The 26330-nt window shown below is 68.3% G+C and carries 22 protein-coding genes; 10 read left to right on the top strand and 12 right to left on the bottom strand.

Annotated elements, in window-relative coordinates; translation table 11 throughout:
* Positions 1-249 precede the first annotated feature (249 nt).
* Together DBO33_RS09280 and acpS are read left to right on the top strand one after the other, a co-directional pair.
* A complete protein-coding gene (locus tag DBO33_RS09280; RefSeq protein ID WP_199856562.1) occupies positions 250-9606 on the top strand; it encodes a type I polyketide synthase in 9357 nt (3118 codons plus the stop codon).
* 11 nt (positions 9607-9617) lie between these two features.
* The gene (gene acpS / locus DBO33_RS09285; protein ID WP_107654668.1) at positions 9618-10055 is read left to right on the top strand and encodes a holo-ACP synthase AcpS; all 438 of its coding nucleotides are present in this window, start codon (positions 9618-9620) and stop codon (positions 10053-10055) included.
* An 86-nt stretch (positions 10056-10141) separates the two neighbouring features.
* Here the strand turns inward: acpS and DBO33_RS09290 are convergent, their stop codons facing one another.
* Together DBO33_RS09290 and DBO33_RS09295 are read right to left on the bottom strand one after the other, a co-directional pair.
* Positions 10142-11248 (bottom strand): PucR family transcriptional regulator, encoded by a 1107-nt coding sequence (locus DBO33_RS09290; protein WP_159080178.1) that lies wholly within the window; start codon positions 11246-11248, stop codon positions 10142-10144.
* A gap of 101 nt (positions 11249-11349) precedes the next feature.
* Positions 11350-11970: a TetR/AcrR family transcriptional regulator gene (locus tag DBO33_RS09295; RefSeq protein ID WP_228542308.1), complete on the bottom strand. Its 621-nt coding sequence runs from the start codon at positions 11968-11970 to the stop codon at positions 11350-11352.
* 242 nt (positions 11971-12212) lie between these two features.
* On the opposite strand from DBO33_RS09295, the gene DBO33_RS09300 reads away from it, so the two are divergent.
* The gene (locus tag DBO33_RS09300; RefSeq protein ID WP_159080179.1) at positions 12213-13508 is read left to right on the top strand and encodes a hypothetical protein; all 1296 of its coding nucleotides are present in this window, start codon (positions 12213-12215) and stop codon (positions 13506-13508) included.
* Between the two features lie 60 nt (positions 13509-13568).
* On the opposite strand, the gene DBO33_RS09305 is transcribed toward DBO33_RS09300, so the two are convergent.
* Positions 13569-14333 carry an ABC transporter permease gene (locus tag DBO33_RS09305; protein WP_107660106.1) on the bottom strand — a complete coding sequence of 255 codons (765 nt, stop codon included), beginning with the start codon at positions 14331-14333 and terminating at the stop codon, positions 13569-13571.
* A 5-nt stretch (positions 14334-14338) separates the two neighbouring features.
* Positions 14339-15295, bottom strand: a complete 957-nt coding sequence (locus DBO33_RS09310) for an ATP-binding cassette domain-containing protein (protein WP_107654671.1) — start codon at positions 15293-15295, stop codon at positions 14339-14341.
* A 99-nt stretch (positions 15296-15394) separates the two neighbouring features.
* On the opposite strand from DBO33_RS09310, the gene DBO33_RS09315 reads away from it, so the two are divergent.
* Entirely contained in the window at positions 15395-16144 is a 750-nt protein-coding gene (locus DBO33_RS09315) for a TetR/AcrR family transcriptional regulator (protein ID WP_325050704.1), read from the top strand.
* Here DBO33_RS09315 and bcp read toward each other — a convergent pair.
* On the bottom strand, positions 16141-16614 hold the full coding sequence (bcp, locus tag DBO33_RS09320) for a thioredoxin-dependent thiol peroxidase (RefSeq protein ID WP_107660107.1): 474 nt from the start codon (positions 16612-16614) through the stop codon (positions 16141-16143). The genes DBO33_RS09315 and bcp overlap by 4 nt on opposite strands.
* A gap of 243 nt (positions 16615-16857) precedes the next feature.
* Here bcp and DBO33_RS09325 point away from each other — a divergent pair, with 243 nt between their 5' ends.
* Positions 16858-17079: a DUF3618 domain-containing protein gene (locus tag DBO33_RS09325; RefSeq protein WP_107654672.1), complete on the top strand. Its 222-nt coding sequence runs from the start codon at positions 16858-16860 to the stop codon at positions 17077-17079.
* Between the two features lie 64 nt (positions 17080-17143).
* Here DBO33_RS09325 and DBO33_RS09330 read toward each other — a convergent pair whose 3' ends face one another.
* Both DBO33_RS09330 and DBO33_RS09335 read right to left on the bottom strand, forming a co-directional pair.
* Entirely contained in the window at positions 17144-17440 is a 297-nt protein-coding gene (locus tag DBO33_RS09330) for an excalibur calcium-binding domain-containing protein (protein WP_107654673.1), read from the bottom strand.
* 100 nt (positions 17441-17540) lie between these two features.
* Positions 17541-18518, bottom strand: coding sequence for a pirin family protein (locus DBO33_RS09335; RefSeq protein WP_107654674.1), 978 nt, complete (start codon positions 18516-18518; stop codon positions 17541-17543).
* Positions 18519-18577: 59 nt separating this feature from the next.
* Between DBO33_RS09335 and DBO33_RS09340 the strand changes: the two genes are divergently transcribed.
* Entirely contained in the window at positions 18578-19042 is a 465-nt protein-coding gene (locus tag DBO33_RS09340) for a MarR family winged helix-turn-helix transcriptional regulator (protein WP_107654675.1), read from the top strand.
* Positions 19043-19191: 149 nt separating this feature from the next.
* On the opposite strand, the gene DBO33_RS09345 is transcribed toward DBO33_RS09340, so the two are convergent.
* The 3 genes from DBO33_RS09345 to DBO33_RS09355 all read right to left on the bottom strand — a co-directional run bounded on the left by DBO33_RS09345 (position 19192) and on the right by DBO33_RS09355 (position 20882).
* Positions 19192-19701 carry a DnaJ family domain-containing protein gene (locus DBO33_RS09345; protein ID WP_234390754.1) on the bottom strand — a complete coding sequence of 170 codons (510 nt, stop codon included), beginning with the start codon at positions 19699-19701 and terminating at the stop codon, positions 19192-19194.
* Between the two features lie 84 nt (positions 19702-19785).
* Positions 19786-20100 carry a hypothetical protein gene (locus tag DBO33_RS09350; protein ID WP_107654676.1) on the bottom strand — a complete coding sequence of 105 codons (315 nt, stop codon included), beginning with the start codon at positions 20098-20100 and terminating at the stop codon, positions 19786-19788.
* 188 nt (positions 20101-20288) lie between these two features.
* Complete coding sequence (locus tag DBO33_RS09355) at positions 20289-20882, bottom strand: transglycosylase SLT domain-containing protein (RefSeq protein WP_107654677.1); 594 nt, start codon at positions 20880-20882, stop codon at positions 20289-20291.
* A gap of 752 nt (positions 20883-21634) precedes the next feature.
* Between DBO33_RS09355 and DBO33_RS09360 the strand changes: the two genes are divergently transcribed.
* From DBO33_RS09360 to DBO33_RS09375, 4 genes are all read left to right on the top strand, one after another.
* A complete protein-coding gene (locus DBO33_RS09360; protein ID WP_159080180.1) occupies positions 21635-21994 on the top strand; it encodes a chitin binding peritrophin-A domain-containing protein in 360 nt (119 codons plus the stop codon).
* Between the two features lie 186 nt (positions 21995-22180).
* On the top strand, positions 22181-22462 hold the full coding sequence (locus tag DBO33_RS09365; RefSeq protein ID WP_107654679.1) for a polyprenyl synthetase: 282 nt from the start codon (positions 22181-22183) through the stop codon (positions 22460-22462).
* Positions 22425-23501 (top strand): polyprenyl synthetase family protein, encoded by a 1077-nt coding sequence (locus DBO33_RS09370; RefSeq protein ID WP_199856563.1) that lies wholly within the window; start codon positions 22425-22427, stop codon positions 23499-23501. The genes DBO33_RS09365 and DBO33_RS09370 overlap by 38 nt, the downstream gene beginning before the upstream one ends.
* A gap of 34 nt (positions 23502-23535) precedes the next feature.
* Entirely contained in the window at positions 23536-24702 is a 1167-nt protein-coding gene (locus DBO33_RS09375; protein WP_107654680.1) for an oxygenase MpaB family protein, read from the top strand.
* A gap of 78 nt (positions 24703-24780) precedes the next feature.
* Here DBO33_RS09375 and DBO33_RS09380 read toward each other — a convergent pair whose 3' ends face one another.
* The gene (locus DBO33_RS09380) at positions 24781-25695 is read right to left on the bottom strand and encodes a DUF6973 domain-containing protein (protein WP_159080181.1); all 915 of its coding nucleotides are present in this window, start codon (positions 25693-25695) and stop codon (positions 24781-24783) included.
* A 275-nt stretch (positions 25696-25970) separates the two neighbouring features.
* Positions 25971-26282 carry a hypothetical protein gene (locus DBO33_RS09385; RefSeq protein ID WP_107654682.1) on the bottom strand — a complete coding sequence of 104 codons (312 nt, stop codon included), beginning with the start codon at positions 26280-26282 and terminating at the stop codon, positions 25971-25973.
* Positions 26283-26330: the final 48 nt, after the last annotated feature.

The raw sequence follows: 26330 nt of genomic DNA on the forward strand, positions 1-26330 counted from the left end.
GTACGGGTTAGTAACCCGGTAGACCAGCGTGTTCAAACATGAGGAAGGGTCATGTTTGACTTCATTCTGGTACGGATGTGCACGAATACTCGGCGGTATGCCCCGTAGCCGCCGAGCAAACGTGAGGATTTCCTCATGATTTTGGCTATCCTCGCCCGTATCAGGCCCCAACGCTGAGGAACACCTGCGCACCGGAGGGAGCGGCGTGTCTCGCAGGGCGCGTCGCCAGGAAAAGGAAGTCGAATCGTCTTGACGATCAACGAGAGCACCGAGACCGGTACCGGACAGAGCGCGAAGGTTGGAGCCACCCACGGGGGTGGGGACCGCTCGCCGCTGTTGGATCGGCTGCTGAGCGGGACGCCCTACGCGCTCGCCTTCGGGGGACAGGGCGCCCAGTGGCTCGAGGAACTGGAAGAGATCGGACGCGACAGCGCGCTGGAGCCCGAATTGACCGCATTGGTCAACGAGGCGGAAGCGATGCTGGAACCCGTTGCGGCACAGCTGCTGGTGGTCCGTCCGGTCGGTTTCGATCCGATCGGGTGGATGCTGGAGGACGAACTGGTCGACACCGACCAGGGTGAGGTTTCCGCGGCCCCGTCGCCGCAGATTTTGCGATCCGCCGCCGTGTCGATGCCGGGCGTGCTGCTCTCTCAGGTGGCGGCCATGCGCGCGCTGCGCTTGCAGGGCCTGGACCCGACCGAGCAGGCGCCGGTGGCGATCGTCGGCCACTCGCAGGGCCGCCTCGCGGCGACCGCGGTCGAGGCCGGCGGCAGGCGCGATGCCGAGCTGCTGGCGATCGCGCAATTGATCGGCGCCGCAGCCGGTTTGGTGGCACGCCGCCGCGGGCTGATGCCGGTGGGCGAGCGCTCGCCGATGGTCGCGGTGTCCAACGTCGACCCCGAGCAGCTTCGCGCCGTCGTGGCCCAGGTGTCCGAGGGTGTCGACCCGGCCGCGGCCGCGGTGGTGTCCATTCGTAACGGACGCAGGCGCGCGGTGCTCTCCGGCACGCCCGCCCAGCTGGAGCGAGTACGCCAGCGCTGCGCGCAGATTCACGACGAGCAGTCCCGCGAACGCGACACCAAGGTGCGCGGCGGCGCCATCTTCGCGCCGGTCTTCGAGGACGTGTCCGTCGATGTCGCGTTCCACCACCCGGCGCTGGCCGACACGGTGGACCTGGTCACCGGATGGGCCAACCAGTGTGGCCTGGATGCCGCGCTGGCCGGTTCGCTCGCGCAGGAGATTCTGGTCGACCCGATCGACTGGGTGCAGATCGTCGACGGCATGGTTGCCGCTGGCGCGCAATGGATTCTGGATCTGGGCCCGGGCGATCTGCTGTCCAGGCTGACCGGCGGTTCGCTCAAGGGCACCGGCGTCGGCATGGTCGCCGCCGCGACCCGGGCCGGGCAGCGCAGCCTGCTCACTCCCGGTGCCGCGCCGGAGCGGTCCACGCCGTGGACGGCGTTCGCGCCGAAGCCGGTTCGGCTGCCGAACGGCCGGATCGTGGTGGAGACGGCGTTCACCCGGCTTACCGGTCGTTCGCCGATTCTGCTGGCGGGCATGACGCCGACCACGGTCGACGCGAAAATCGTTGCGGCAGCGGCGAACGCGGGCCATTGGGCCGAGCTGGCCGGTGGCGGTCAGGTGACCGAGCAGATCTTCGCCGATCGTGTCGCGGAGCTGAAGACGTTGTTGCAGCCGGGCCGCGCGGTCCAGTTCAACTCGCTGTTCCTCGACCCGTACCTGTGGAAGCTGCAGCTCGGCGGTAAGCGGCTGGTGCAGAAGGCGCGTACCGCGGGTGCCCCGTTCGACGGAGTCATTGTCACGGCGGGCATTCCGGAGCTCGAGGAGTCCGTCGCGCTCATCAACGAACTCACCGAGGTCGGCATCTCCCATGTCGCGTTCAAGCCGGGCACCGTCGCGCAGATCCGCGCGGTGCTGCGGATCGCCACCGAGGTGCCGGACTATCCGGTGATCATGCACATCGAGGGCGGCAAGGCCGGCGGGCACCACTCCTGGGAAGACCTGGACGACCTGCTGCTCGAGACCTACGCCGAACTGCGCAACCACGAGAACGTGGTCGTCTGCGTCGGCGGCGGCATCGGAACCCCCGAGCGCGCAACGGAATACCTGACCGGTGAGTGGGCCACCGCGCACGGCTACCCGGTGATGCCGCTGGACGGCGTGCTGGTCGGCACGGCCGCCATGGCGACGCTCGAGGCCACCACCGCGGCCGAGGTCAAGCAGCTGCTGGTGGACACCCCCGGCACCCCCGACTGGGTCGGCGCGGGCACCGCGTCCGGCGGAATGGCCTCGGGCCGTAGCCAATTGGGCGCCGACATCCACGAGATCGACAACGCCGCCTCGCGCACCGGCCGCCTGCTCGACGAGGTCGCCGGTGACGCCGAGGCCGTCGCCGCGCGGCGCGAAGAGATCATCGAGGCGCTCAACGCCACGGCCAAGCCGTATTTCGGTGACGTCGCGACGATGACCTACCTGGATTGGCTGGAGCGCTACATCGAGCTCGCGGTCGGTCTGGACCGCCGCAAGGATTTCGACTGCGGCAGCGACATCGGCGACGCGATCACCGACGCCACCCGTTCGGTCTGGCTCGACATCACCTGGCGTGACCGTTTCGCGGAGATGATGCGCCGCACCGAATCTCGCCTGCATCCGGCCGACCGCGGCGAGATCCCGACGCTGTTCGCCTCGGACGAGGACTTCGAGAACCCGGTCAACGCGCTCTGCACCTTGAAGGCGCAGTACCCGGCCGCCGAGCAGACCCTGCTGCACCCCGCCGACGTCCCGTTCTTCGTCACCCTGTGCAAGACCCCGGGCAAGCCGGTGAACTTCGTGCCGGTCGTCGACGGCGACGTGCGCCGCTGGTGGCGCTCGGATTCGCTGTGGCAGGCCCATGATCCGCGCTACTCGGCCGACCAGGTCTGCGTCATCCCGGGCACCGTCTCCGTCGCGGGCATCACCCGCGTCGACGAGCCCGTCGGCGAACTGCTCGACCGCTTCGAACAGGACACCGCGTACTCGCTGGTGCGTGCGGGCGTTGTGCCGGCGGCTATCGACGCGCGCCGAGTGGCGGGCGTGACCACCGGCCCGATCGACACGGTGCTGGCCGCGCCGGACATCGAATGGTCCGGCCGCACCACCGTCAACCCGGTACACCGGCTCGGCGACGTGGCCGACTGGACGGTGGACGGCAAGGGCGCCGTGCACCCGCCCAGCGGTGCCACGCTCACCGAGACCACCGGCTCGGACGCCGACAACTCCTACGTCGAGCTGACCGTTCCGCTGCTGGGTAGCAACGTGGTTCGCATCCGCATCACCGTGCCGACCACCACCTACAACGGTGGCGCTCCGGTCGTCACCGAGGCCGACGCGCACGACGCCATGACCGCGATGCTCGCCGTCGCCGCCGGGCAGGATCTGCCCGAGGTGAAGGGCAAGGTCGCCCACCTGAACATCGCGTGGTCGCCGGACCTCGTGGCCGACCACGCCGGCGTGACCGGCTCGGGTCTGCCCGCGGCACTGAGCACGCTCGGCCGCACGGTTCCCGACGTGCTGGTCGGCGCCTGCTGGCCCGCCGTGTTCGCCGTGCTGGGTGCGGCCAGGGCCGCCGACGGTGCGAGCGTTATCGAGGGCATGCTCGACCTGGTCCACCTGGACCACCAGATCGAGCTGGCGGGCGAACTGCCCACCAGCCCAAGCGTTCTCGCGGTGCGGGCGGAGGCGGGCGAGACGCTCGACACCGACCTCGGTCGCGTCGTCGAGGTGCGGGTGCGCATCGCGGGCATGCTGGACCGCCCCGAAACCGGGCTGTCCATGCCGACCGTCGCCACCCTCACCGAACGGTTCGCCATCCGCGGCCGCAATGGCGCAGGTGAACTCACCGATCCTCCGCGCGCGGCGGGCACGGTGTCCGATGCCGCCATCGACACCCCGCGGCGCCGCCGTCGCGACGTCACGATCGTGGCGCCGCGCACCATGCACGCGTTCGCGGCGGTCTCCGGCGACCACAACCCGATCCACACCAGCGACTCCGCCGCCAAGCTGGCCGGTCTCGGCAGCCCGATCGTGCACGGCATGTGGCTCTCGGCCGCGGCCCAGCACGCGGTCTCGGCGATCGACCCGGAAAGCGCTGTTCCGGCGCGGACCGTAACGGCGTGGACCACCCGTTTCCTCGGCATGGTTCGCCCCGGCGCGGAGATCGACGTGCGCGTCGAGCGCATCGCGGTCGACGCGGGCAGCGAGATCGTCGAGGTATCCTGCCGGGCCGCAGGCGATCTGGTGATGACCGCGACCGGACGGACCGCGGCGCCCAGGACGGTCTACGCGTTCCCCGGCCAGGGCATTCAGCGCAAGGGCATGGGCCTGGACGCGCGCACCCGTTCCAAGGCCGCCAAGGCGATCTGGGACCGCGCCGACAAGCACACCCGCGACGCGCTCGGCTTCTCCATCCTCGCGGTGGTCCGGGACAACCCGACCTACCTCAAGGCCCGCGGTGTCGAACACCGGCACCCCGACGGCGTGCTGCACCTGACCCAGTTCACCCAGGTCGCGATGGCCGTGCTCGGCGTGGCCCAGGTGGCCGAGCTGCGCGAGGCCGGTGCGTTCGTCGAGGGCGCGATGCTGGCCGGGCACTCGGTCGGTGAGTACAACGCGCTCGCCGCGGTCGCCGGGGTGCTGCCGTTGGAGGCGGTGCTCGAGGTCGTGTTCCAGCGCGGGTCGGCGATGCACGAGCTGGTGCCGCGGGATGCGCAGGGCCGCAGCGACTACCGGATGGCCGCCATCCGTCCGTCGCAGATCGGCCTGCCCGACGACGAGGTGATCGACTTCGTCACCGGGATCGGCGCGCAGACCGGGGAGTTCCTCGAGGTCGTCAACCTGAACCTGCGTGGCTCGCAGTACGCCATCGCGGGCACGGTCGCCGGGCTGGAGGCCTTGGAGACCGAGATCGACCGGCGCCGTGCGGAATTCGGCGGCAAGCGGGCGTTCATCCTGGTGCCCGGCATCGACGTGCCGTTCCACTCCACGGTGCTGCGCAAGGGTGTGCCGGAGTTCCGGCACAAGCTCGAGCAGCTGCTGCCCGCCGACCTGCACCCGGAAATCCTGATCGGCCGCTACATCCCGAACCTGGTGCCGCGTCCGTTCTCGCTGGAACGCGAATTCATCCAGGAGATAGCGGATCTGGTGCCGTCCGAGCCGCTGGCCGCGGTGCTCGCCGACTTCGACAGCTGGGCGGCGCGCCCGGTCGAGTTGTGCCGCGTAGTGCTCGTCGAGCTGCTGGCCTGGCAGTTCGCCAGCCCGGTGCGCTGGATCGAGACCCAGGACCTGCTGTTCACCGACACCGCGCACGGCGGCCTCGGCGTGGAGCGTTTCGTCGAAATCGGTTTGGGCGCAACGCCGACGGTGGCGAACCTGGCCAGCCAGACGCTGAAGCTGCCCGCGTTCAGCGGCGCGACGGTCGAGGTGCTCAACATCGAGCGCGAGGCGGGCATCGTCTACTCGACCGACACCGATCCCGCCCCCGTCGATGAGCCCATCGAGGAATCTGTCGAAACCGCTTCGGCCGCAACGGCTGCCGCACCGGTCGCGGCCGCCGCGCCGGTCGCCAGCTCCGGCGGACCGCGCCCGGACGACATCGCGTTCACCGCCGCCGACGCCACCCGCGTGCTCATCGCGCTGTGGACCAAGCTGCGGCTGGACCAGATCGGCCCGGTCGACACTATCGAGGGCCTGTGCGACGGCGTCTCCTCCCGCCGCAACCAGCTGCTCGTCGACCTCGGCACGGAGCTCTCCCTCGGCGCCATCGACGGTGCCGCCGACGCGGACATGGGTGCGCTCTCGGTCACCGTCGAGCGCCTCGCCCGGACCTACAAGCCCTTCGGCTCGGTGCTGTCCGACTCGATCGGTGACCATCTGCGCAAGGTGTTCGGCCCGTCCGGCAAGCGTCCGGCCGCGATCGGCGAACGCGTGAAGAAGGTCTGGGAGCTCGGCGACGGCTGGGCCAGCCATGTCACCGCCGAGATCTCCCTCGGCACCAGGGAAGGCGCCAGCGTCCGCGGTGGCGATCTCGGCGGGCTGGTCAACGGCTCGCTGGGCGACGCAGCCTCGGTCGACGCGGCCATCGACGCCGCCGTGCAGGCGGTCGCCGCCCGCCGCGGTGTCGCGGTCTCGCTGCCCTCCACCGGTGGTGGCGGCGGCGCGACCGTCGACGCGGCCGCCCTCGGCGAGTTCACCGAGCAGATCACCGGCCGCGACGGCGTGCTCGCCACCGCAGCCCGGGTCGTGCTCGAACAGCTCGGCCTGACCGAACAGGTGTCCGCGCCGGAGGCGACCGACACCTCGCTGGTCGACCTGGTCTCGGCCGAATTGGGTTCGGACTGGCCGCGTTTGGTCGCTCCCGCGTTCGACGCCCGTAAGGCCGTGCTGCTCGATGACCGCTGGGCCACGGCCCGTGAGGATCTGGCCAAGCTGTGGCTCGGCGACGACGCCGAGTCCGCGCAGCTGCCGGTCGACGGCTACCTCGGCGCGGGTGAAGCCGTTGCCGCGCAGGCGAACTGGTGGCGCGAGCGGGCCAAGCACGAGGCCCGTTCGGTGCTGGCCGGCGTGTACGAGCGCATCGCTACGGCGGCGCTGACCGCCGACGATCGCGGAATATGGTCCGCGGACACCGCGGTGATCACCGGCGCCAGCAAGGGTTCCATCGCGGCGGCGGTCACCGGGCGGCTGCTCGGCGGCGGCGCGACCGTGGTGGTCACCACGTCGAGCCTCAACGACGACCGCCTGAGTTTCTACCGGAAGCTGTACCGGGACAACGCCCGCCGCGGTGCCGCCCTCTGGGTGGTGCCCGCGAACATGGCCTCCTACCAGGACATCGACGCGCTGATCGAGTGGGTCGGCACCGAACAGGTCGACAACGCCGGCGGCGCGAAGGTCAAGACCAAGGACGCGATGACGCCGACCATGCTGCTGCCGTTCGCGGCGCCGCGGGTGGCCGGTGACCTCGCCGACGCGGGTGCCCGCGCGGAGATGGAAATGCGCGTGCTGCTCTGGTCGGTGGAACGGCTGATCGGTGGCCTGTCCACCCTCGGCGCCGACCACGACGTGGACGCGAAACTGCATGTGGTGCTGCCGGGTTCGCCCAACCGCGGCCTCTTCGGCGGCGACGGCGCGTACGGCGAGTCGAAGGCCGCGCTCGACGCGGTGGTGGCCAAGTGGCGCGCCGAGAAGTCGTGGTCGACTCGGGTCACCCTGGTGCACGCGATGATCGGCTGGGTGCGGGGCACCGGGCTGATGGGCCACAACGACCCGATGGTCGAGGCCGTGGAGCAGGCGGGCGTGCAGACCTGGTCCACCGCCGAGATGGCCGACGAGCTGCTCAAGTGGTGCACCTCGCGCGCTCGCCAGGTGACCTTGGCCGGGCCGCAGCAGATCGACCTGACCGGGGGACTCGCCAAGGCCAAGCTCGATCTGCCCGCACTGGCCAAGCAGGCCGCGGAGCAGGCCGCCGAGGAAACGGTGGAAGCCGATGCGGCAGCCACGATTTCGGCACTGCCCGCGCCGCCGACCATGTCCTCGGTGTTGCCGGTGCCCGAATGGGGCACGGTCACCACCGATCTCGCCGACATGGTGGTGATCGTCGGAGCGGGCGAGCTCGGCCCGTACGGCTCGGCGCGCACCCGGTTCGAGATGGAGGTCGAGGATCAGCTCTCGGCCGCGGGCGTGCTCGAGCTCGCCTGGACCACCGGCCTGGTCACCTGGGAGAACGATCCCAAGCCCGGCTGGTACGACGCCGAATCCGGTGACTACGTCCCCGAATCCGAGATCGCCGAGAAGTACCACGACGTGGTCGTCGCCCGCTGCGGCGTGCGCCGCTACGGCGACGACGGAGCCATGATCGACAACAGCGCGCCGCTGATGACCTCGGTGTTCCTGGACCAGGACCTGACGTTCACGGTCGGCGGCGAGGCCGAGGCCCGCGCCTTCCATGAGGCCGACCCCGAGCACACGGTCATCGCACCGGTGCCGGACGCGGCGGACTGGACGGTGACGCGCAAGGCGGGCACCGAGATTCGGGTGCCGCGCCGGGCCAAGCTGTCGCGCACCGTCGGCGGCCAGATCCCCACCGGCTGGGATCCGACCATCTGGGGCATCTCCGCGGAGATGGCGAACTCGGTTGACCGCGTTGCCCTCTGGAATGTCGTCTGCACGGTGGACGCGTTCGTCAGCTCCGGTTTCAGTCCGGCCGAGCTGATGAGCTGGGTGCACCCGAGCCTGGTCGCCAACACCCAGGGCACCGGCATGGGCGGCATGTCCTCGATGCGCTCGCTCTACGTCGACAACCTGCTCGGCGAGTCGCGGCCCAACGACATCCTGCAGGAGGCGCTGCCGAACGTGGCCCTCGCGCACGTGGTGCAGTCCTACGTCGGCAGCTACGGCGCAATGGTGCACCCGGTGGCGGCGTGCGCCACCGCCGCGGTGTCGGTGGAAGAGGGCGTCGACAAGATCCGCCTCGGCAAGGCCGAGCTGGTCGTGGCAGGCGGCTTCGACGATCTGGGCATCGAGGGCATCGTCGGCTTCGGTGACATGTCGGCCACCGCGGACTCGGCGGCCATGAGCGCCAAGGGCATCAGCGACCGGTACTTCTCCCGCGCCAACGACCGCCGTCGCGGCGGGTTCGTGGAGTCGCAGGGTGGCGGCACCGTGCTGCTGGCCCGCGGTGACGTGGCGGTGGAGATGGGCCTGCCGGTGCTCGGTGTGGTCGCCTTCGCGCAGTCCTTCGCCGACGGCGTGCACACCTCCATCCCGGCGCCCGGTCTCGGCGCGCTCGGTGCGGGGCGTGGCGGGCGCGAGTCCCGGTTCGCCGCCGAGCTGCGCAAGCTCGGGGTCGGGCCGGACGACATCGCGGTGGTGTCCAAGCACGACACCTCCACCGCGGCCAACGATCCGAACGAGTCCGAGCTGCACACCCGGCTGGCCACCGCCATCGGGCGCTCCGAGGGCGCACCTCTGTTCGTCATCTCGCAGAAGAGCCTGACCGGGCACGCCAAGGGCGGCGCGGCCGCGTTCCAGCTGATCGGTCTGTGCCAGGTGCTGGAAACCGGTGTGGTGCCGCCGAACCGGAGCCTGGACTGCGTCGACGAGAAGATGCAGGCGTACCCGCACCTGGTGTGGGCGCGCGAGCCGCTGCGCTTCGGCGAGCGGTTCCCGCTCAAGGCCGGCCTGCTGACCTCGCTCGGCTTCGGGCACGTCAACGGTCTGCTCGCGGTGGTGCATCCGGAGGCGTTCATCCAGGCGATCGACCCGCAGCGGCGCGAGGCCTACCAGCGGCAGGCGCAGCAGCGTCAGCTCGCCGGGCGGCAGCGGTTCACCGAGGCCATGTGTGGCGGCGCTCCGCTGTACGAGCGTCCGGCGGACCGTCGCATGGGTGGTGACGGCACGCCTGCCAAGCAGTCGCGCCAGCTGGAGGCGGATGTGTTGCTGTCCACCGAGGCTCGCCTCAACGCGGATGGCGCCTACCGGGCCGACGGGTTCGGGTGCGGCACCGGCCACACTGCGGCCGGTTCGGGCACGGACCGCCAGAGCAGGTCGTAGGCTCCCGGCATATGACGATCCTCGGTATCGGCCTGGACTTGGTGACCATCTCCGAGTTCGCCGAACAGCTCGAACGCGCCGGAACCACCATGCTCCGGGAAAGTTTCACCGCGGGCGAGCGGCGCTACTGTCAGAGCAAGGGGACCGATCCGGCGCGTAGTTACGCGGTGCGCTGGGCGGCGAAGGAAGCGGTGATCAAAGCCTGGGCCTCCTCCCGCTTCGCGCGCCGCCCACAGATCGGCGACAATCCGTATCCGCTGATCGAGGTGGTCAACGACGCGTGGGGCAGGCCGAGCATCAAGCTGCACGGCCTCGCCGCCGAATTCCTGCCGCGCGCACGGGTTCACCTGTCGTTGACGCACGACGGCGACACCGCCGCCGCGATGGTGGTGCTGGAAGATCCGGGTGAACTGGTCGACCTGATCGAAGGCCGGGAAACGCCCGCCTGAGCGTCAAACCTGTACAGCCGCACACCAACTGATGCTCTGCAGCCGAAAACGCTTGCGGTGCAGGACATCAGGAGGTGTGCGGCTTTTCAGCGTTCCCGGCTGAGGCGGCGACGTTGCAAAGCCCACCACGCTTCCAGGGCACGATCGGGGTCGGTGAGATCGATACCGGTCAGGTCTTGGAAGCGGCGGAGGCGGTAGCGCACGGTGTTGGTGTGCAAGCCCATCTCCTTGGCGGTGCTGTCCACCCGCATGCCGTTGCCGAGGTAGTGCGCGACGGTGTCGAGCAGCGCTGCGGCACTGTCGTTTCGGCCGAGCGGTGTGAGGTAGCGGCGGACCAATTCGTCGCCGACCTCGGTATCGGCGAGCACCGCGGGCAACAGCCCGAGATCGGCCAGCTCGTAGACGCCGGTGCGTTCGAAGGCCTCCGCGGTGGCCATCGCTCGGGTGGCACGGCGAAACGACGGCTCCATCCGATCCAGTCGGGCGGGCGGGCCGATGCCGACCGCGGTGTCGATCTCCCTGGCGGGCATGTGGTCCACCACGCCGGCGATGTCGCCGTCGACGAGGGCGAGCAGGCCGTGCGGCCGATCGCCGGACGGTGTGTGCTCGAGCAGCCGAGCCACCCGGTCCGCGGGCAGCTCGGGATGCGGGCGGGCGCGGATCGCGCGGTATTCGCGATCGGAATCCAAGCCGTATCGTTCGACCTGGACACGGATCTCGGCAGGGCTGAGCGTGCCGAACAGGATGCCGCGGACCAAGTCGGCGCGGCGCTGCTGGTCGTGGCGGGTTCGTTCGAAATCGGCATCGATATGTCCGCGCGCCACTGCGAGGATCGCGGTATCGGTGAGCGCGAGCAATTCGTTGGTCAGGCCGAGCAGTTGACTGTCGCCGATGCCGAGCCTGCGGCCGGTGACGACGACCTGGTCGATGGCGATCCGCACGGCCAGCCGCCAGCCGCGGAACATTTCGGTCACCGGGATCCCTTGGCGGCCTCGTGTTTCGCCGTGCGCGGTGAACACGGCGAGTTCGTCTGCGGTCAACTCACGCCCCTCGGCGAGCACTCGCATCAGCTGATCGATGGTGCGGCGGGTGGCGGGCGCCAGCGTTTCTGAATCCAACTGCGCATACGCGGGGATTTCCGCGCGCAGTCGCTTGATGGCCAACGCGGTCAGGTCTGCGGACCGCGCGGACATCTGAGCAAACAGCGCGCGGCGATTCGCAGACGGCCCTGGGCTGGACATACTCCTGGAGGATAGCCCCTGTTTCGGATTCAGCAACTAGGCGGCTATGCGACTCAGCGTCCGCTGGCCGAGCGTGATTCCTTCTCCGCGACCAGCAGATACGCCACCATCAGGCGCTTGAGCTCGGACACCGCCTCGGCGTGGCTCTGCTCGTCCTGCACCGAGAAGTTCAGCATCGAGTAGACGACGTGCACCAGCACCTCGGCCATCATGGTGCGCCGCGCCCGCGGGGTGCGCGGCGTCAGCGGCCGCAGCATCTGCGAGACGACCTCGGCGAACTCCTTCTCGTGGATCGCGCCCGTCGCCCGCGTCGAGGGCGTGGATTGCATGGCGAGCCACACCTCGCGCCGGGACGGGTCGTTCATCCACAGGTTCGCCAGATGGTCGACCAGCTGGTTCATGTGCCGCAGCCAGTCCAGCGACGGGATCTCGCCGTGGAAGTCGGCGAGCTCCTGCGAAACGGCCACCAGGTCTTGGCGATTCAGTTCGCAGACGATGACGTACTTGTTGGCGAAGAATTGATACAGCGTGCCGATCGGCACCTCGGCGCGCGCCGCCACCTCTTCACAGGTAAACGATTCGAACCCGACCTCGACGAGCAGTTCGCGCGACGCCTGCAACAGCGCGTCGAACTTGCGTTTACTGCGCTCCTGCGTCGGCCGTCGCCGCGGCATGAGCTCCTGTGGGTCGTCCTGCAGCTCCAACGCAGGGTCCAGACGTTGGTGCTTCGACCTGGTCTCTGCGCGTACTTCCACGTATCCAGGCTAACGGTACGGACACACCCACGACACGCGCACGGCTTCTGCGTGTTCATCTTCTGTCCGATTTCACTACCCATCCAGATCGAATGTGGCGCCGAACACATACCGAGCGCGCGTGGCTTCTGACGCGCGAACGGACCAGGAGGGCGCGACCTGTGGTAGCTCGATCAGTGGTAACTCTCGGCGTTTCCACCGAACGTGGCGCCGTGCACGCGGTAGCTTTCGCCGACACCGGCGCACGGCTACCCGAGCGCGTGCTGCTGCATCGGGTGAAACGGACACTCGGCGACGGCAAAGCGGACTTGGCGGAAGCGGTCGAGACGGCGTTGGACGAACTCGCCGCCGAACTCGGCCAGGACCACGAGATCGTGGGCGCGGCCGTCACCTACCGGGACGCCGCCGAGCGGCGCGCCATCGTCACCAGGCTGGCGTCCGGGCAGTGGCATACGGCCTCTTTGGTGTCGGCCAAGTCCGCGCATCTCAGCGTGGCCGGAATGATGACCTGGCTCGACGAATTCGATGATCTGCTGATCTGCGAGGTGGTGCCCGGCCATCAGGCCTTCACCCTCGTCGACCGCGGTCGCCGCCGGGTGCTCGCCTCGATCAGCCAGGCGGGCGGCGCGACGGCGGACTCGATGGGCGCCGCCGTGACGGCCGCCTGGGACCAGTTCGAGGCGGCGGCGGTCCGGCCGGACGCGGTGGTGCTGATCGGTTCGGCCGCAGGCAAACCCGCGGTCATCGCGGCCGTGGACGCCTTCGGCGCGCCGGTGATCCCGTGCAAGACTTCGGCCGCCGCGTCGGCCGCCGGTGCCGCGCTGTATGCGATGGCGGACGTGGACGGCGTCGGTGAGACGGAAGAACGGGTACGCCGCGTCCGTGGCGGCGCCGCGGTGTTCGCCGCGGCCAGCGTGCTCGCGGGCGGGCTGGTGGTCGGCGGTGTGTACGTCGCGGGCGGTTCGTCGCGGACGTTGCCGGGTGCGGTGGTGAAGGACGCGCACGTCACCGCCGAATCGAAGGTGGTCGTCAGCGGGTCGGGCGCGGACAAGCCGGACCGGATCCGGATCGATACGCCCCGGGTCGAGGGGCCCGTGCTGGACCGGCGCGCACCCGTCGTCGCGGCGGAGCCGGAGATAACGGTCGTCACCCTCGATACCGTCGAATCCGAGCCGCAGTACTCCGCCCAGCTGTGGGGGAGCACGCCGCAGGATCGCACGGAATCGTTGATCCCCGCCGAACCCGCACGCGACTCCGAAGCCAAAGCCACGACGCCGCTGACGTCGGGCTCTGGTGTCCCGGCGGCCACCAACAAGGTCGGCGCCCCGAACGGGTCGCTGCTCTTCCCCGGCGAGTCACCGCCCCCTCCGGCGTTCACCGCAGAGTCGTATACCTGGTGGGACAACCACTTCCGGATGATGGTGCAGTGGGCGGCTCAGCAGATCATGTCCACCTGAGCCGAAACGACCTGCGGCGCAAGGTCCGTCCCCTCCCGCAATCGGACCTTACGCCGCAGGTCAGTTCTTGGTCCTGCGCCGGAACAGCGCACCCGCGGCGAGGTATCCCGCCAGCCCGATGCCCGCGCACCACAACACGGCCAGCAGCGCGCTGTCGCCGATCGCGGTACCCATCAGCAGACCGCGCAGGGTTTCGATCACCGGCGTGACCGGCTGGTTCTCGGCGAACCAGTGCAACCCGGTCGGCATCGACTGCGGCGGGACGAAGGCGCTGCTCACGTACGGCAGGAACATGAAGAAGAAGGTGGACCCGCTGGCGGCTTCGGGATTCTTCGCGAGCAGCCCGAGTGCGGCCGCGACCCAGGACAGCGCGAGCACGAACATCGCGATGATGCCGTAGGCGGCGACCCAGCGCAGCGGATCACCGGTCGGCCGAAAGCCGATCGCCACCGCGACCAGGATTACCAGCGTGGTGGTGACCAGATTGCGCAGCACGCTTTCCACCACGTGTCCGGTCAGCACCGACGACCGGGCAATGGCCATGCTGCGGAATCGATCGATGATGCCGTTGGTCAGATCGGTGGCCAAGCTCACCGCGGTGGTGGCCGATCCGAAGCCGGCACACAGCAGAATGATGCCGGGTACCACATAGTCGATGTACGCGCCGCCGACGTTCATCGCGCCGCCGAACACGTAGGCGAACATCATCAGGATCGCGATCGGCACCGCGACGGTCGTCAGCATCGTGTCGGGACTGCGCACCGTGTGGCGCAGGTTGCGGCTCAGCATGGTGACCGAATCCTGCACGGCCAGCCGGGTATTCATGATCGTCACAGCACTGCTGCTTTCTGCGTGGTGGGGTGGCCGGTGAGGGCGAAGAACACGTCGTCGAGGTCGGGGGTGTGGATGGTCAGCCCGTCGATGGTGATCGCCTGGTCCTCGAATTGGTCGAGCAACTGTTTGAGCGTGCCGACGCTGCCGTCCGAAGGCACTTGCAACGCCAGCTGTTCGGCGTCGATCTCGGCGCCGGGCACGGCGCGGGCCGCGGCGGCCAAGCCGTGCTGGTCGGCGAAGCGCAGCTGGATGTGCCCGCCGGGGGCGAGCCGCTTCAGATCGCCCGGCGTGCCCTCGGCCACGATCTTCCCGTTGTGCAGCACCGCGATCCGATCCGCCAGCTGATCGGCCTCCTCCAGGTATTGCGTGGTGAGAAAGATCGTCACGCCGTCGGCCACCAGGTTCCGGATCACCTGCCAGAGTTCGCGGCGGCTGCGCGGGTCGAGGCCGGTGGTCGGTTCGTCGAGGAAGATGATCCGCGGCGCACCCATCAGGCTCATGGCGAGGTCGAGCCGTCGGCGCATGCCGCCGGAGTAGGTGGCGACGCGGGCATCGGCGGCGGCGGTCAGTTCGAATCGGTCGAGCAGAGCGGCGGTGCGATCGGTGATCTGCTGTTTGCCCAGATGCAGCAGCCTGCCCATCAGCCGGAGATTCTCGGCACCGGTCAGCACCTCGTCCACCGCGGAGTACTGACCGGTGACGCCGATGAGGCGGCGCACGGTATCGGCCTCGTGCGCGAGATCGTGGCCGCCGACCCGGATCGCACCACTGTCGGCACCGGTCAACGTGGCCAGGATGCGCACGATGGTCGTCTTGCCCGCCCCGTTCGGGCCGAGCAGCGAGAAGACCGTGCCCGCCGCGACTTCCAGGTCGATCCCGGCCAGCACCGTCCGGTCGCCGAAGGTTTTGGTCAACCCGCTGATGCTGACAGCGGGTGTAGATGGGACTGTCATGTGGTTCCTCGGGTCAGAACTGTGTATGAGCTAAACTTAGTTTAGACGGTACACAGTTTTTGGTCAGAGGGAAGAGGCAACGAGAAAGAGGGGTCGACAGTGGTGGACACACCGAAGGCGGTCAGCGGCGTGGCGGCGCAGGCCAAGCCCTTCGCCTTGATGTGGGGTCTGGACGAGCAGGGCACGCGCGGGCCCAAGCGCGGGCTGAGTCTCGATCAGGTGATCGACACGGCGATCGAGGTGGCCGATGCCGAAGGGGTGGCGGCGCTGTCGATGAGCCGGGTCGCCAAGCGGCTCGGCTTCACCACCATGTCGCTCTACCGCTACGTGGACAGCAAGGACACCCTGCTCGTCCTGATCTCGGATCGCGCGCTCGGGTTACCGCCGGAACTGCCGGTCGGCGTCGGCTGGCGGGTCGGGATCGAGGCCTGGGCCGCAGGCATATCCGAGGCGCTGCGACGGCACCCGTGGTTCGTGGATCTGCCGCTGGCCGCGCCGCCGATGGGGCCGTGCAACATGGCCTGGCTGGACGCGGGCCTCGGGATGTTCGCCGACACGGCCGTGCCCGAGCCGATGAAACTGCAACTCGTCATGAATGTTTCGTTGTATCTGATCGGCCGGATGCGCGTCGCCAAGGAACTGGCGGGGAGCGGGGACAACGCCGAGTACCCGGCCATGTTGAGCCGGGTACTCGACCCGCAGCGCTACCCGGCGCTGACGCGCGCCCTCGCCGCCCAGGCGTTCGACGATGACGACGTGGAGTGGGACGACGGGGGACTGCGGTTCGGTCTGGCCCGGCTGCTGGACGGCTACGAGCAGTTCGTCCGAACGTTCGAGCAGCAGTCCTAGACCGACAGGTCGCGGCGCAGCTTGGCGACGTGCCCGGTGGCCTTCACGTTGTACTGGGCGACCTCGATCTTGCCCGCCTCGTCCACCAGGAAGGTGGAGCGGATGACCCCGGTGACGGTCTTGCCGTACATGGTCTTCTCGCCGAACGCGCCCCACGCGGTGAGCACGGCCTTGTCCGGATCGGACAGCAGCGGGAAGGTGAGCTGCTCGGCGTCGCGGAACTTGGCCAGCTTCGCGGGCTTGTCCGGCGAGATGCCGAGCACGGTGAGGCCCGCGCCGTCGAGTTCGGCCAGGTTGTCGCGGAAATCGCAGGCCTGTTTGGTGCAGCCGGGGGTGCTGGCGGCGGGGTAGAAGTACACGATCACCTTGCGGCCGCGGTAGTCGGCGAGCGACACGTCCTTGCCGTCGGCGTCGGGCAGCGTGAAATCGGGGGCGGTATCGCCGGGGGAGAGTCGTTGGTTGTCGGTCACGTCCTGCACGGTAACCGACGGCTCGGACACTCTGCCGACAGACGGAACGACACTGTGCGGACCGACAGAACCGCGCCGCGCGCACCTCGGCAGCACTGTGCGGATCTATAGAACGCCGCGTGCCCCGGGTCGGCGCCGCGCGGACCGATACACTCGGCCGGGAGCTGAGGGTGACCCGCGAAGGCCGAACACGCACCGCGATTCGAGCCCCGGCGCGGCACATCAAACACAGGAGGCCTGAACGTGGCGAAGGATACCGAGCGGATCGAGCAGGAGATCGAGGCCGCGCGCACGCGGCTGGCGAGCACGCTCGACGAACTCGCGGTGCGCGCGGATCCGCAGCGGATCGCGAGCGACAGCAAGCAGATCGTGCTGCGGAAGCTGAACGAGCCCAAGGTGAAGTACAGCCTGATCGGTGCGGCCGTCGTGGTGGTCGGGCTGGTGCTGGTCAAGATCTTCCGCTGAGTCGGCGCCGAACAGCAGAACACCCGGTGTGCCTGGCACACCGGGTGTTCTTGGTTCACGGGTATCAGACCGTGGGGCAGGCGAACCCGTCACCGTCCGGATCCAGGTGCGGGCCGTAGCCCGGTTCGCCACGAAACAGTGGCGCCCGGTTGGCGCGCTTGGCGTCTTCACAGTTGGCGAAGGCACCGCCGGCCGAACCGGTCTGCGTCAGACCAGCCGAACCGGTTGCGGCCGAGCCGGTGTCGACGGCCGACGATCCGGTTCCGGAGGAACCTGAGGGAGGCTGAGCCAGCGCGGTCGGCGCCGCAAGGAGGGTCAGTCCCGCGACGGCAGCGCTGAGGGTAAGCCGGCGAACGTTCATGTATTCCTCTAAATAGTTGCTGCGATGGATAGGCGTCCGACCGGACGCCGCATCCACTGTTGTGACGCCTCGCCCGCTTGTCAACCGCGTCGGCCGAGAACTAGGGCATTAGGGGATGGCCCGCCACGTGCTCGGCGGGGATGTTTCCCATGCGTCCTGCCTGGTAGTCGTCCATGGCCTGGATGATTTCGGCGCGAGTGTTCATTACGAACGGCCCGTATTGCACAACGGGTTCTTTGATCGGCCGGCCGCCGAGCAACAACACCTCGAGGTCGCCGCTCCGATTGTGTTGGTGCGCATCGGCACTCACCGTGATCGCGTCGCCGGGACCGAAGACGGCCAGCTGTCCCTCGCGCAGTGGCCTGCGTTCGGCACCGACGGTGCCGCTGCCGGACAGCACGTACGCCATCGCCGTGAAGTGTTGCGGCCACGGCGTTTCCAGCTGTCCGCCGGGGCTGATCGAGGCGTGCGCGTAGGCGATCGGGGTGTAGGTCGAGCCGGGGCCGTCGAATCCGCCGACCGAACCCGCGATGAGCCGGACCAGTGCGCCGCCGTCGTGCGAACTGACCAGGGTCAGCTCACCGGCGCGCAGATCCTGGTAGCGCGGTGCGGCGAACTTGAGCGCGCGCGGCAGGTTCACCCACAGTTGGATGCCGTGGAACCAGCCGCCCGTCATGACCAGCTGCTCGGTGGGCAGCTCGTCGTGCAGGATGCCGGAGCCCGCGGTCATCCACTGCGTATCGCCCTCGCCGATCACGCCACCGCCGCCGTTGGAGTCGTGGTGGACCATGGCGCCGTCCATGACATAGGTGACGGTCTCGAAACCGCGGTGTGGATGCCACGGCGCGCCCTTCGCCTCGTGCGGCTCGTAGGCGACCGGACCCATCTGGTCGAGCAGGATGAACGGGTCGGCGGTGCGCAGGTCCACGCTCGGGAAGGGCCTGCGGACCTCGAACCCCGCACCCTCGCGCTGTTTCGGCGCGCTGACCACGGCGCGCACCGGACGTTCGCGCATGGTGTCGGTGGGCTGGGGCAGGCGCGGCAGGATCATGAGGTCGGGGACGGTGATGGCGGGCATCGAAACCTCCTGGGGGATTTGGTGTCCATGTCAACCAAATGTGAGTAGACTTCATTCCCATGGAGTGGCTGAGTGACGACGAGCAGGCGACGTGGTCGGCCTACATCCGCCTGCGCCAGCGGCTGGACGCGGCGATCGCGGAGGGATTGACCCGGGACGGGCTGTCCGCGGCGGACTACGAACTGATGGTCGCCCTCTCGGCCGCACCGGGTGACTGCCTGCGGGCCAAGGATCTCGCGGCCGAGGTCTGCTGGGAGAAGAGCAGGTTGTCCAAGCATCTCGCCCGCATGGACGCGCGCGGGCTCGTCGATCGGCAGCCGGTGGCGGAGGATGCGCGCGGGGTGCTGGTCAAGCTCACGGCCGAAGGCCGCCGGTTACTCGAACACGCTGCCCCGAACCACGTCCGGCTGGTGCGTGAGGTCTTCATCGACTGCATCACCCCCGAAGAAGCCCGCGCCCTCCAGTCCCTGTCCGACAAAGTACTTGTCGCAGTAGAGGAAACCCACTCCGCCGTAGGCGCCTGAGTGCTTCCAAGATCAGGGGGAACTGAGGCCGGTGTTTCCCGAGAAGCGACCTACCTTAGTTCCCCCTGATCTTGAAACGGTCGCTCAGTGACCGCTGCTGGGTCGGCGCAACCAGCTCGGGGCAGTGGCGGCTCGGGCGGGCTGTGAGATCAGTTGTTCGGCGCGGCGTTGGGGTTGCGGAACAAGCGGCGCCACCACGAGGTGGTGTTGGTGCGAGTGACTGACGAGGGGATGCTCGCGGAAGTGCCCGCTGATCGCTTCGGCCGACGCTCGGCCCGCCATTGCTCGATGATCTCCTCGGTATCGACCGGGGCGATGCGGACGTAAGGCCCGTGCGGCAGGCGCAGCCAGTCGACCACTCGCTTGTTGAGCTCACGCACGGTCTCGCGGACCTCGCGCTCGGAGTTCAGGTCGCGCACAGTCTCGGGCAGTCGTTCGATATCCCGGCGCAGCAGCAGCGACGGTGGCAGGAGCGCGTCGCCGCTCACTCCTTCTTTACGGAGGTAGCCCTTCAGCCACCAGTTCTCGTCGTCGCTGCCGCGCGGAATCGGTTTGCCCGCACCGGGCAGATTCTCGAATTCACCGCGTGCTGTTGCCTCGCGGATCTGCTTGTCGATCCACGATTCGAAGTCCAGTTTCGCTGGTTTGCGCTCGGTCATCGCGTCACCTTTGACGGCGGGTGCATTGCCATCATGCTACCGAACGGGCCGGTGCGGACGCCGAAACCGGTGTCCGGCAAGGAATCACGACCAGGGTGTGATCGGCGGCTTCACCCACAGCAGCTTGTCGTCGCTGTGCTCGCGCCGCGCCGCCGGATGGCCGGGGTGCCGGGCGGCCCAGTCGTCCTTCTCCGTCAGCAACTGCGCCACCGTCGCCCAGGTCTCCTCGGTGCTCGGTGGGTTCGTGTCGGCCGCCCTGGCGAGCTTGCGCCGGGTCGCCGCGGGCATCGCCAGCAGTTCGGGTCCGGTGATACCCAGGTGCCAGACGTAGCTCGCGAGCCGCCGGGCCTTCTCGGCGCGGCTCTTGGCCGCCGTGTCGCTGTGCGCGTAATCGGTCATCGCGGAAGTCCAAAGGTCGGTGGTGCACGACCCTATCCCGGAGGCGGGGCGAGCTGCGACGACGCCTCCCCGCGGTCGGGCGGGGAGGCGTCGTCGTTGCCTGGCCACGCGTCGCTGCTTGGCCAAGGTCGCTGCGTGGCCAAGCGATCGTTGCGCGGCCGGACAGGATGGCGTCGTTGCCGCGTGGGTCAGTACGCGCCGTTGACGTTGTCCATCGAGCCGTACGTGCGCGCCGCGTAGTTGCAGGCGGCGACGATGTTGGCGACCGGGTCGTAGATGTCCCAGGAGGTGCCCTCGACGTGGTATGCGCTGAAGGTCGGGTCGATCACCTGGAGCAGGCCCTTGGACGGGATGCCCGCGGCGGCGTTGGAGTCCCACAGGTTGATCGCCTGCGGGTTACCCGTCGACTCGCGCATCACGTTGCGGAAGATGCCGTCGTAGCTGCCGGGGATGTTGTTGGCCGCCATGACGTCGAGGGCCTGGCGGATCCAGCCGTCGAGGTTGTCCGGGTAGCTGGGGGCCGGTGCGGGCAGCGGCGCCGGGATCGGCTCGGGCACGGGGATCGGGATCGGCAGCGGCGCGGGCATGGGTGCGGGGGCGGCGACGGGCTCGGCGGCCGGGTGCTGCTCGGCGACCATCGCGATGCGGGACGGGACGCTGTCGTCGGCCACCGAGACCGCGGAGGAGGCGGCAACGGCCACGACGCCTGCGGCGGCGATGGCAAAGGTCATGCCCTCGCGAAGCGTCGAGCGGCGGAGCGGGAAGAAGCGTCTGTCAGGCATTACGAAATCGGTTCCTTTGTCGGGGAAAGTGTCGATCCGGGCGCGCGCAGGCAGCACGGATCCAAGGCGGGCACGCGGTGGGCGCTCGCCGGTACGGCTGTGTGCTGTTGTCGGGTTTTGTTGTGGGGGACGCTGTGGTCCCCGGAACGCGACGGTTCAGTGGTGCGGTGCCGGGGCGCTCACTGCGAGCCCGGCCGCGATGTCGCGCGGGACTCCGCATCCTCGATGCGGAGAGAAAGACGGCCTCTCGGCGCGCCCATTCGGCGGAAGGTTGGGGTTAGCGGGTCCATTGCCGGATCCCGATCCGCCGACCGCGGCTGGCTTGGGGCCTGCCGTTGCGGTCGTTTTCCGAATGTGTGTGAACAACTCCTCGGTGTAACCAAACTCCAGGTCGCTTTATGACCTGATCGCAGAATGGTCACGCTAGGTGAACGTACGGTAAACGAGTTGTGAATGAGAGGTGCTACCGATCTTGGAACACCTCCCTGGTAGTTGCCGAACCGTTACCTAAGCAGGGAGTTTGCTGCTAAACCGAATGTGCGACACGTCACAGAAGTTTTCGGCTAACAAACCGGACATCTGCTGCCGGACCGGGATGTTCGTCCGGATTGAGACCGGTGAGACATCGCGGAAAACGGCCAGATCACGGCATTTCCGTCGGAAGATCCGATCCGGTCGGTCTGCGGGACCGAATACAGGTGAGCCGCTAGCCGCCGATGCCTCGTGACCGGGGAGACAGGGAACCGCCGTCCATGAAATCGAACAGCCTGGCGTGCCGCACCGGCGTCCTTGCCGCTGGGACCGTGCTCGCGGTGCTGCCACCCCTCGGCGTCGCAGCCATGACGCTAGGCACCATGGCCGCGGTGGATCTGCCCGAGGGGACCGGGCGCGATGTCGCCGCTCGGCAGTACGCGGTGGTGCCGATCGAGGCGCGTTCGGACTTCTGCGACGGCAAGAGTGCGGGGCATTACGTCGATCCGGCCGACCGAGCCGTGTTCTATCGGTGCGTGAGCTCCCGAACTCAACCCATGGCGACGTATCAGTTCCGCTGTGCGGAGGATGGGTGGTACGACGAGCGGCGATTGGTCTGTGTGGGCCGAACTCCCCGCTGAAAACCCCGGCGCTGAAGTGTTGCGCCGAAGACCATGTGCAGAGCCGACATTCAAGAGGACAACTGGTTGTCCTGCGAATTTTCGGCATGTCACCAGGTCGCCGCTGCGACACTGACGGTGCCGGACCTGTTCAGCGTTTCCGGGTCGCGGTGTGGGTGCCGTTCGGGTGGACAGGAGCGTGATCGCATGTCGCAGAGGTCGAATCAGCGCGGATCCCGAGGTGAGGACGCGGTACTCCTGGCGGCGGGTCTGGCGGATCTGGCGCTCAGCCGGGTAGGCCCGGTGGTGAATCGAGCACTGGGATTTCTACGGCGGTCCGACTTGACCGGCATGGCCGGCGAGGCGGAGAGCGATCTGAAAGCGCGTGGACGGCTGGCGCTGGACCGGACCTCGCTGCTGCCGCCCGCGCACCTCGAGATCCTCGCGCAGCATGTCGTCGCGCGCGAAACCGGTTCCGGTGCGCCCTGATCGGCACGACGCCTGCGCTTTCAAGGCTCGCGTCGACGACATCCTCGAGGAGTTCGTCGGACAGGAACGCGACCAGCTGCTCGCCATCGATCCGCGACTACGTCCGGTGGCCGACCAGCTGGTAGCGGCGAGTGGGCAGGGGAAACGGCTGCGGGCGGCGTTCTGCTACTGGGGTTGGCGCGCGGCCGGGCAACCGGACAGTAACGCCTTCGTCCGGGCCGCGGCGGCACTGGAATTGGTGCACGCGGCGGCGAGCGTGCACGACGACATCATCGATGACAGCCCGCTGCGGCACGGTTTGCCCACCGCGCAGATCGCCCTGCACGAACCGCCGCACCGTGCACCGGAATTCGCGCAGACCGGTAAGGCACTCGCCATGCTGGTCGGGGATCTGCTGATGGCGTTGGCCGGGCAATTGTTCGTGACCAGTGGGCTGCCCGCGGCCTATCTGTCGCGGGCGCGCCCGCTGTGGGCGGTGCTGGCGCGGGAACTGATCGCCGGTGAGTGCCTCGAAATCCTTTGCACCGGTGCCGTTCCGGATGTGGCCGAGTCGCTGAAGGTGGTCCGGTACAAGACGGCCAAATACACCGTCGAACAACCGCTGCTCATCGGTGGTGCGCTCGGCGGCGCGAGTGACGCGCTGCGGAAAGCGTTCTCCGCGTACGGCTTACCGCTGGGCGAAGCCTTCCAGCTGCGCGACGACCTGCTCGGACTCTTCGGCGATCAAGCCCGTACCGGAAAGGCGAATCTCGACGATCTGCGCGCCCGCCGCCCCACCGCCCTGCTCGCCGAAACCTGGCAGGCGGTCGACCGCCCACAGCGCGAACAGCTGACCCGGCTGCTGGAGCACGGCGAACCCGACGACGCCGTCCTGAGCGAAGTGCGCGACCTGATGACCCAGGTCGGCGCACCCGCCCGCATCGAGCAGATGATCACCGACCGAGTTGCGGAGGCCACGCACGCCCTGGCCGACGTGCCCGCAGCCGCCGCCCGCGCGCTGACCGAACTGGCCACCGCCGCCACCACGCGCCGCTACTGACCGCACCATTTAGCCACCGACACAAGGAGTCTCGATGAATCAGACACAAACGTCGATGGACGCGCTGCGCCTGCACGGTGACGAACTCGCCGATGCCACCGTGGCCACCCTGTTCGAGCGCGGGGAGGTGGGCAAGTTCAACACCCTCATGCGCTACGTCTCCACCGCCGGTTCGCCGCTGCCCGACGACCTGCCCGAGGTCGCCCGCGAGTACCTGCACACGACCGCCGCCCCGCCCGCCTGGGTGGACTGGGACGAGATGGAGAAGGCCAGGCTGTTCTTCATCGACAACAACGTGCACATCTCCACCGCGCTGTCCTTCGCCGCCATGCCCGCCTGTTACGTCATCCCGCAGGTCGCAAAGCTGTTGTCGGCCACCCACTCCCTGGAGTATCCGTCCAAACGGATGGCCGAGACCGGACAGTTCACCGTCTACCTGATGCAGCCCGACGCCTTCGAAGCCGGTAGCCGTTTCATTCCCGCCGTGCAGAAGGTGCGGTTGCTGCACGCCGCGATCCGCCACCACCTCTCCCGCGAAAACCGCTGGGACACAGCCAAATGGGGGACACCGATCTGCCAGGAGGACATGATCGGCGGCCAGCTGCTCTTCTCGATGCTGGTCCTGGACAGCCTGCACCGCTTGAACATCCACATGAGCATCGACGGCGCCGAAGCCTACTTCTACGCCTGGCGGGTGGTCGGCGCGATGCTCGGCGTCGACCAGGAACACGCACCGAAAGACATCGAGTCCGCCCGAGAATTCCTGGACCTCTACATGATTCGACACATGGGACCGAGCCAGGAAGGCGTAAACCTCACCCGCCAACTCATCGACCTCTACGAAGAAGTCGTCCCCGGCACCCTCTTCGACCCCGTCGTCTCCGCCCTCATCCGCTACCTCATCGGCGACACCTGCGCCGACTGGCTCGAAGTACCCCGCACCGCCTGGGACACCGCCATCAAAACCGTCCCCGCCCTACTCGGCATCCTCGAAACCATCGAAGACAGTTCCCCCCTGGGCGAATGGGCCCTCGACCGCCTCGGCCACCTCACCACCTGGTTCGAACTCAGCTCCCTCACCCGAGGTCGTGTCATGCAATACGCCATCCCCGAAGAACTCAAACACGACTTCGGATTCGCGTCCGCAGCCTCACGCAGCAGCCGTTGGATCCCGCCCGACCCCACCTTCGCCACCGGTTAGCACCTGTGGCGCTGATGCCGACGGAACCGGCGGTGCGCCGCGCTGAAATCGGGTCGTGGGCGCTGCTACAAATAAAGGTCACCACCAATCGGTGGCCGATCCGATTCCGGGTTTAGGGGGGTTGGGGACCACCGGCTTCTCCGCCTGCACCACCGGCTCGTCCGGTCCGGGCGACGGAGCTCCGATTGCGCCCGCAGGTACGCGGTCGCTGAACTCGAGATCGCCGGAACGAGCGATCACTACGGTGTCGCCTTTTCGTACGGCGTCTTCGACAAGCCCGGCGAGCCGTTCTGGATCTGTCCCCGGATTGGCCAGCGCGATCTTGCGCCCTACCTCGTTGTTGTACAGATCCATCGCCTCTCGCTCCTTCGGGTTGCCAGGGAGGGCCTCATGTGCGGTGGCGAATCGCTGCGCCCATTCCGCACCCCGCACACCAACCATCAGCGCGTTCCAGTAGGCGTGCCGGAACGCATCGTTGTGGTTGTCTTCTTGGCCATGGTCCGGGAATCGTTTGTCGGCCTCCGCGAACGCGTACTCCCTCATCTGCAGGAACTGTTGCTGGCTGGTCAGCGACATTTTTTCGAGCATCTCGGCTTCGGTAACGGTGACCTGGAACGCCTTCGTTTTGCCCAGCAGCTCTGCCAGGTATCGCACCATCGGATCGCGGGGGTAATCCGTGATACCGCGGGGATCCGGGCTGACCTGGTAGTCCCGGAGTATCTGCGCCAGGCTCGGTCGGTTCTGGACGTTCTGGTCGGCTTCGGCGAGCGAGGTTGCGCCATAATCGGAGACCGTCGCATTGATCGCGGCGCCCATGGCTGTGGCGAGGATGTCATCGGTGTCGGTTGCCTGCTGGACGATTTGACTTACCGCCAATTTCAACTGCACTTGCGCGAAGTCGCGGGTTGCGTCTACCGGGGTATCGGGCGACCGATCGACGACTGCGCCGTCTGGCATGACAGCGAACTGGCGACTGTCGGCGAACGCGTCCACGTCCAATACCCGCTGCCGTAATGCTCGCACCTCGTCGGAAGCAGCGAAGAACGCACGCTGTATCGAGCTGACCTCGGCGACGAGGTGTTCGGCTCGGTCGTTCAGCGCGTCGATGGCCTTTTTGGCGGCGTCGGCGGCGTCGCCGTGCCACCGTCGCGAGAGCGCCGCCGATCTCAACTCGTCGGCTAGTCCGAGCAGTTCTTGTTTGCGGTCGCGCACACTGCGACCCGCTTCTTCGATCGCATCCGCGTTCCAATCCCTGATCTCGCCGAAGCTCACCACGGTATGCCCGTTTCCCAGGTCACCGCGAGTGCGTCTTCGGCTTCCTGTTCATTGCCCGCGTACAGATTCGCGGCGGCGGTCACCGTGTGTCCGAGTCGGTGGATATCGGTCGCCCATTGCTCGATCCGCGACTGCCAGTGCTCATGCAGCGGGCTCACCAGTGCCGCAGACCTCGATCCTGGCAATGCGCGCGCCATCGAGGTGGCCGTGGCGGCGAGGTTGATTTTCTTCGCCTCGCCGGACGCGGCGATCGCTGCCGCCGCGGAACGGCGTAGATCGTCGATCTCGACTTCGAACCCAGGCATTCCTTGAACCCCCTTTTCCACCGAACGTCTTTGCATGCGGGCCCAGTT

The sequence above is a fragment of the Nocardia suismassiliense genome, assembly GCF_900269665.1.
GTDB lineage: Bacteria > Actinomycetota > Actinomycetes > Mycobacteriales > Mycobacteriaceae > Nocardia > Nocardia suismassiliense.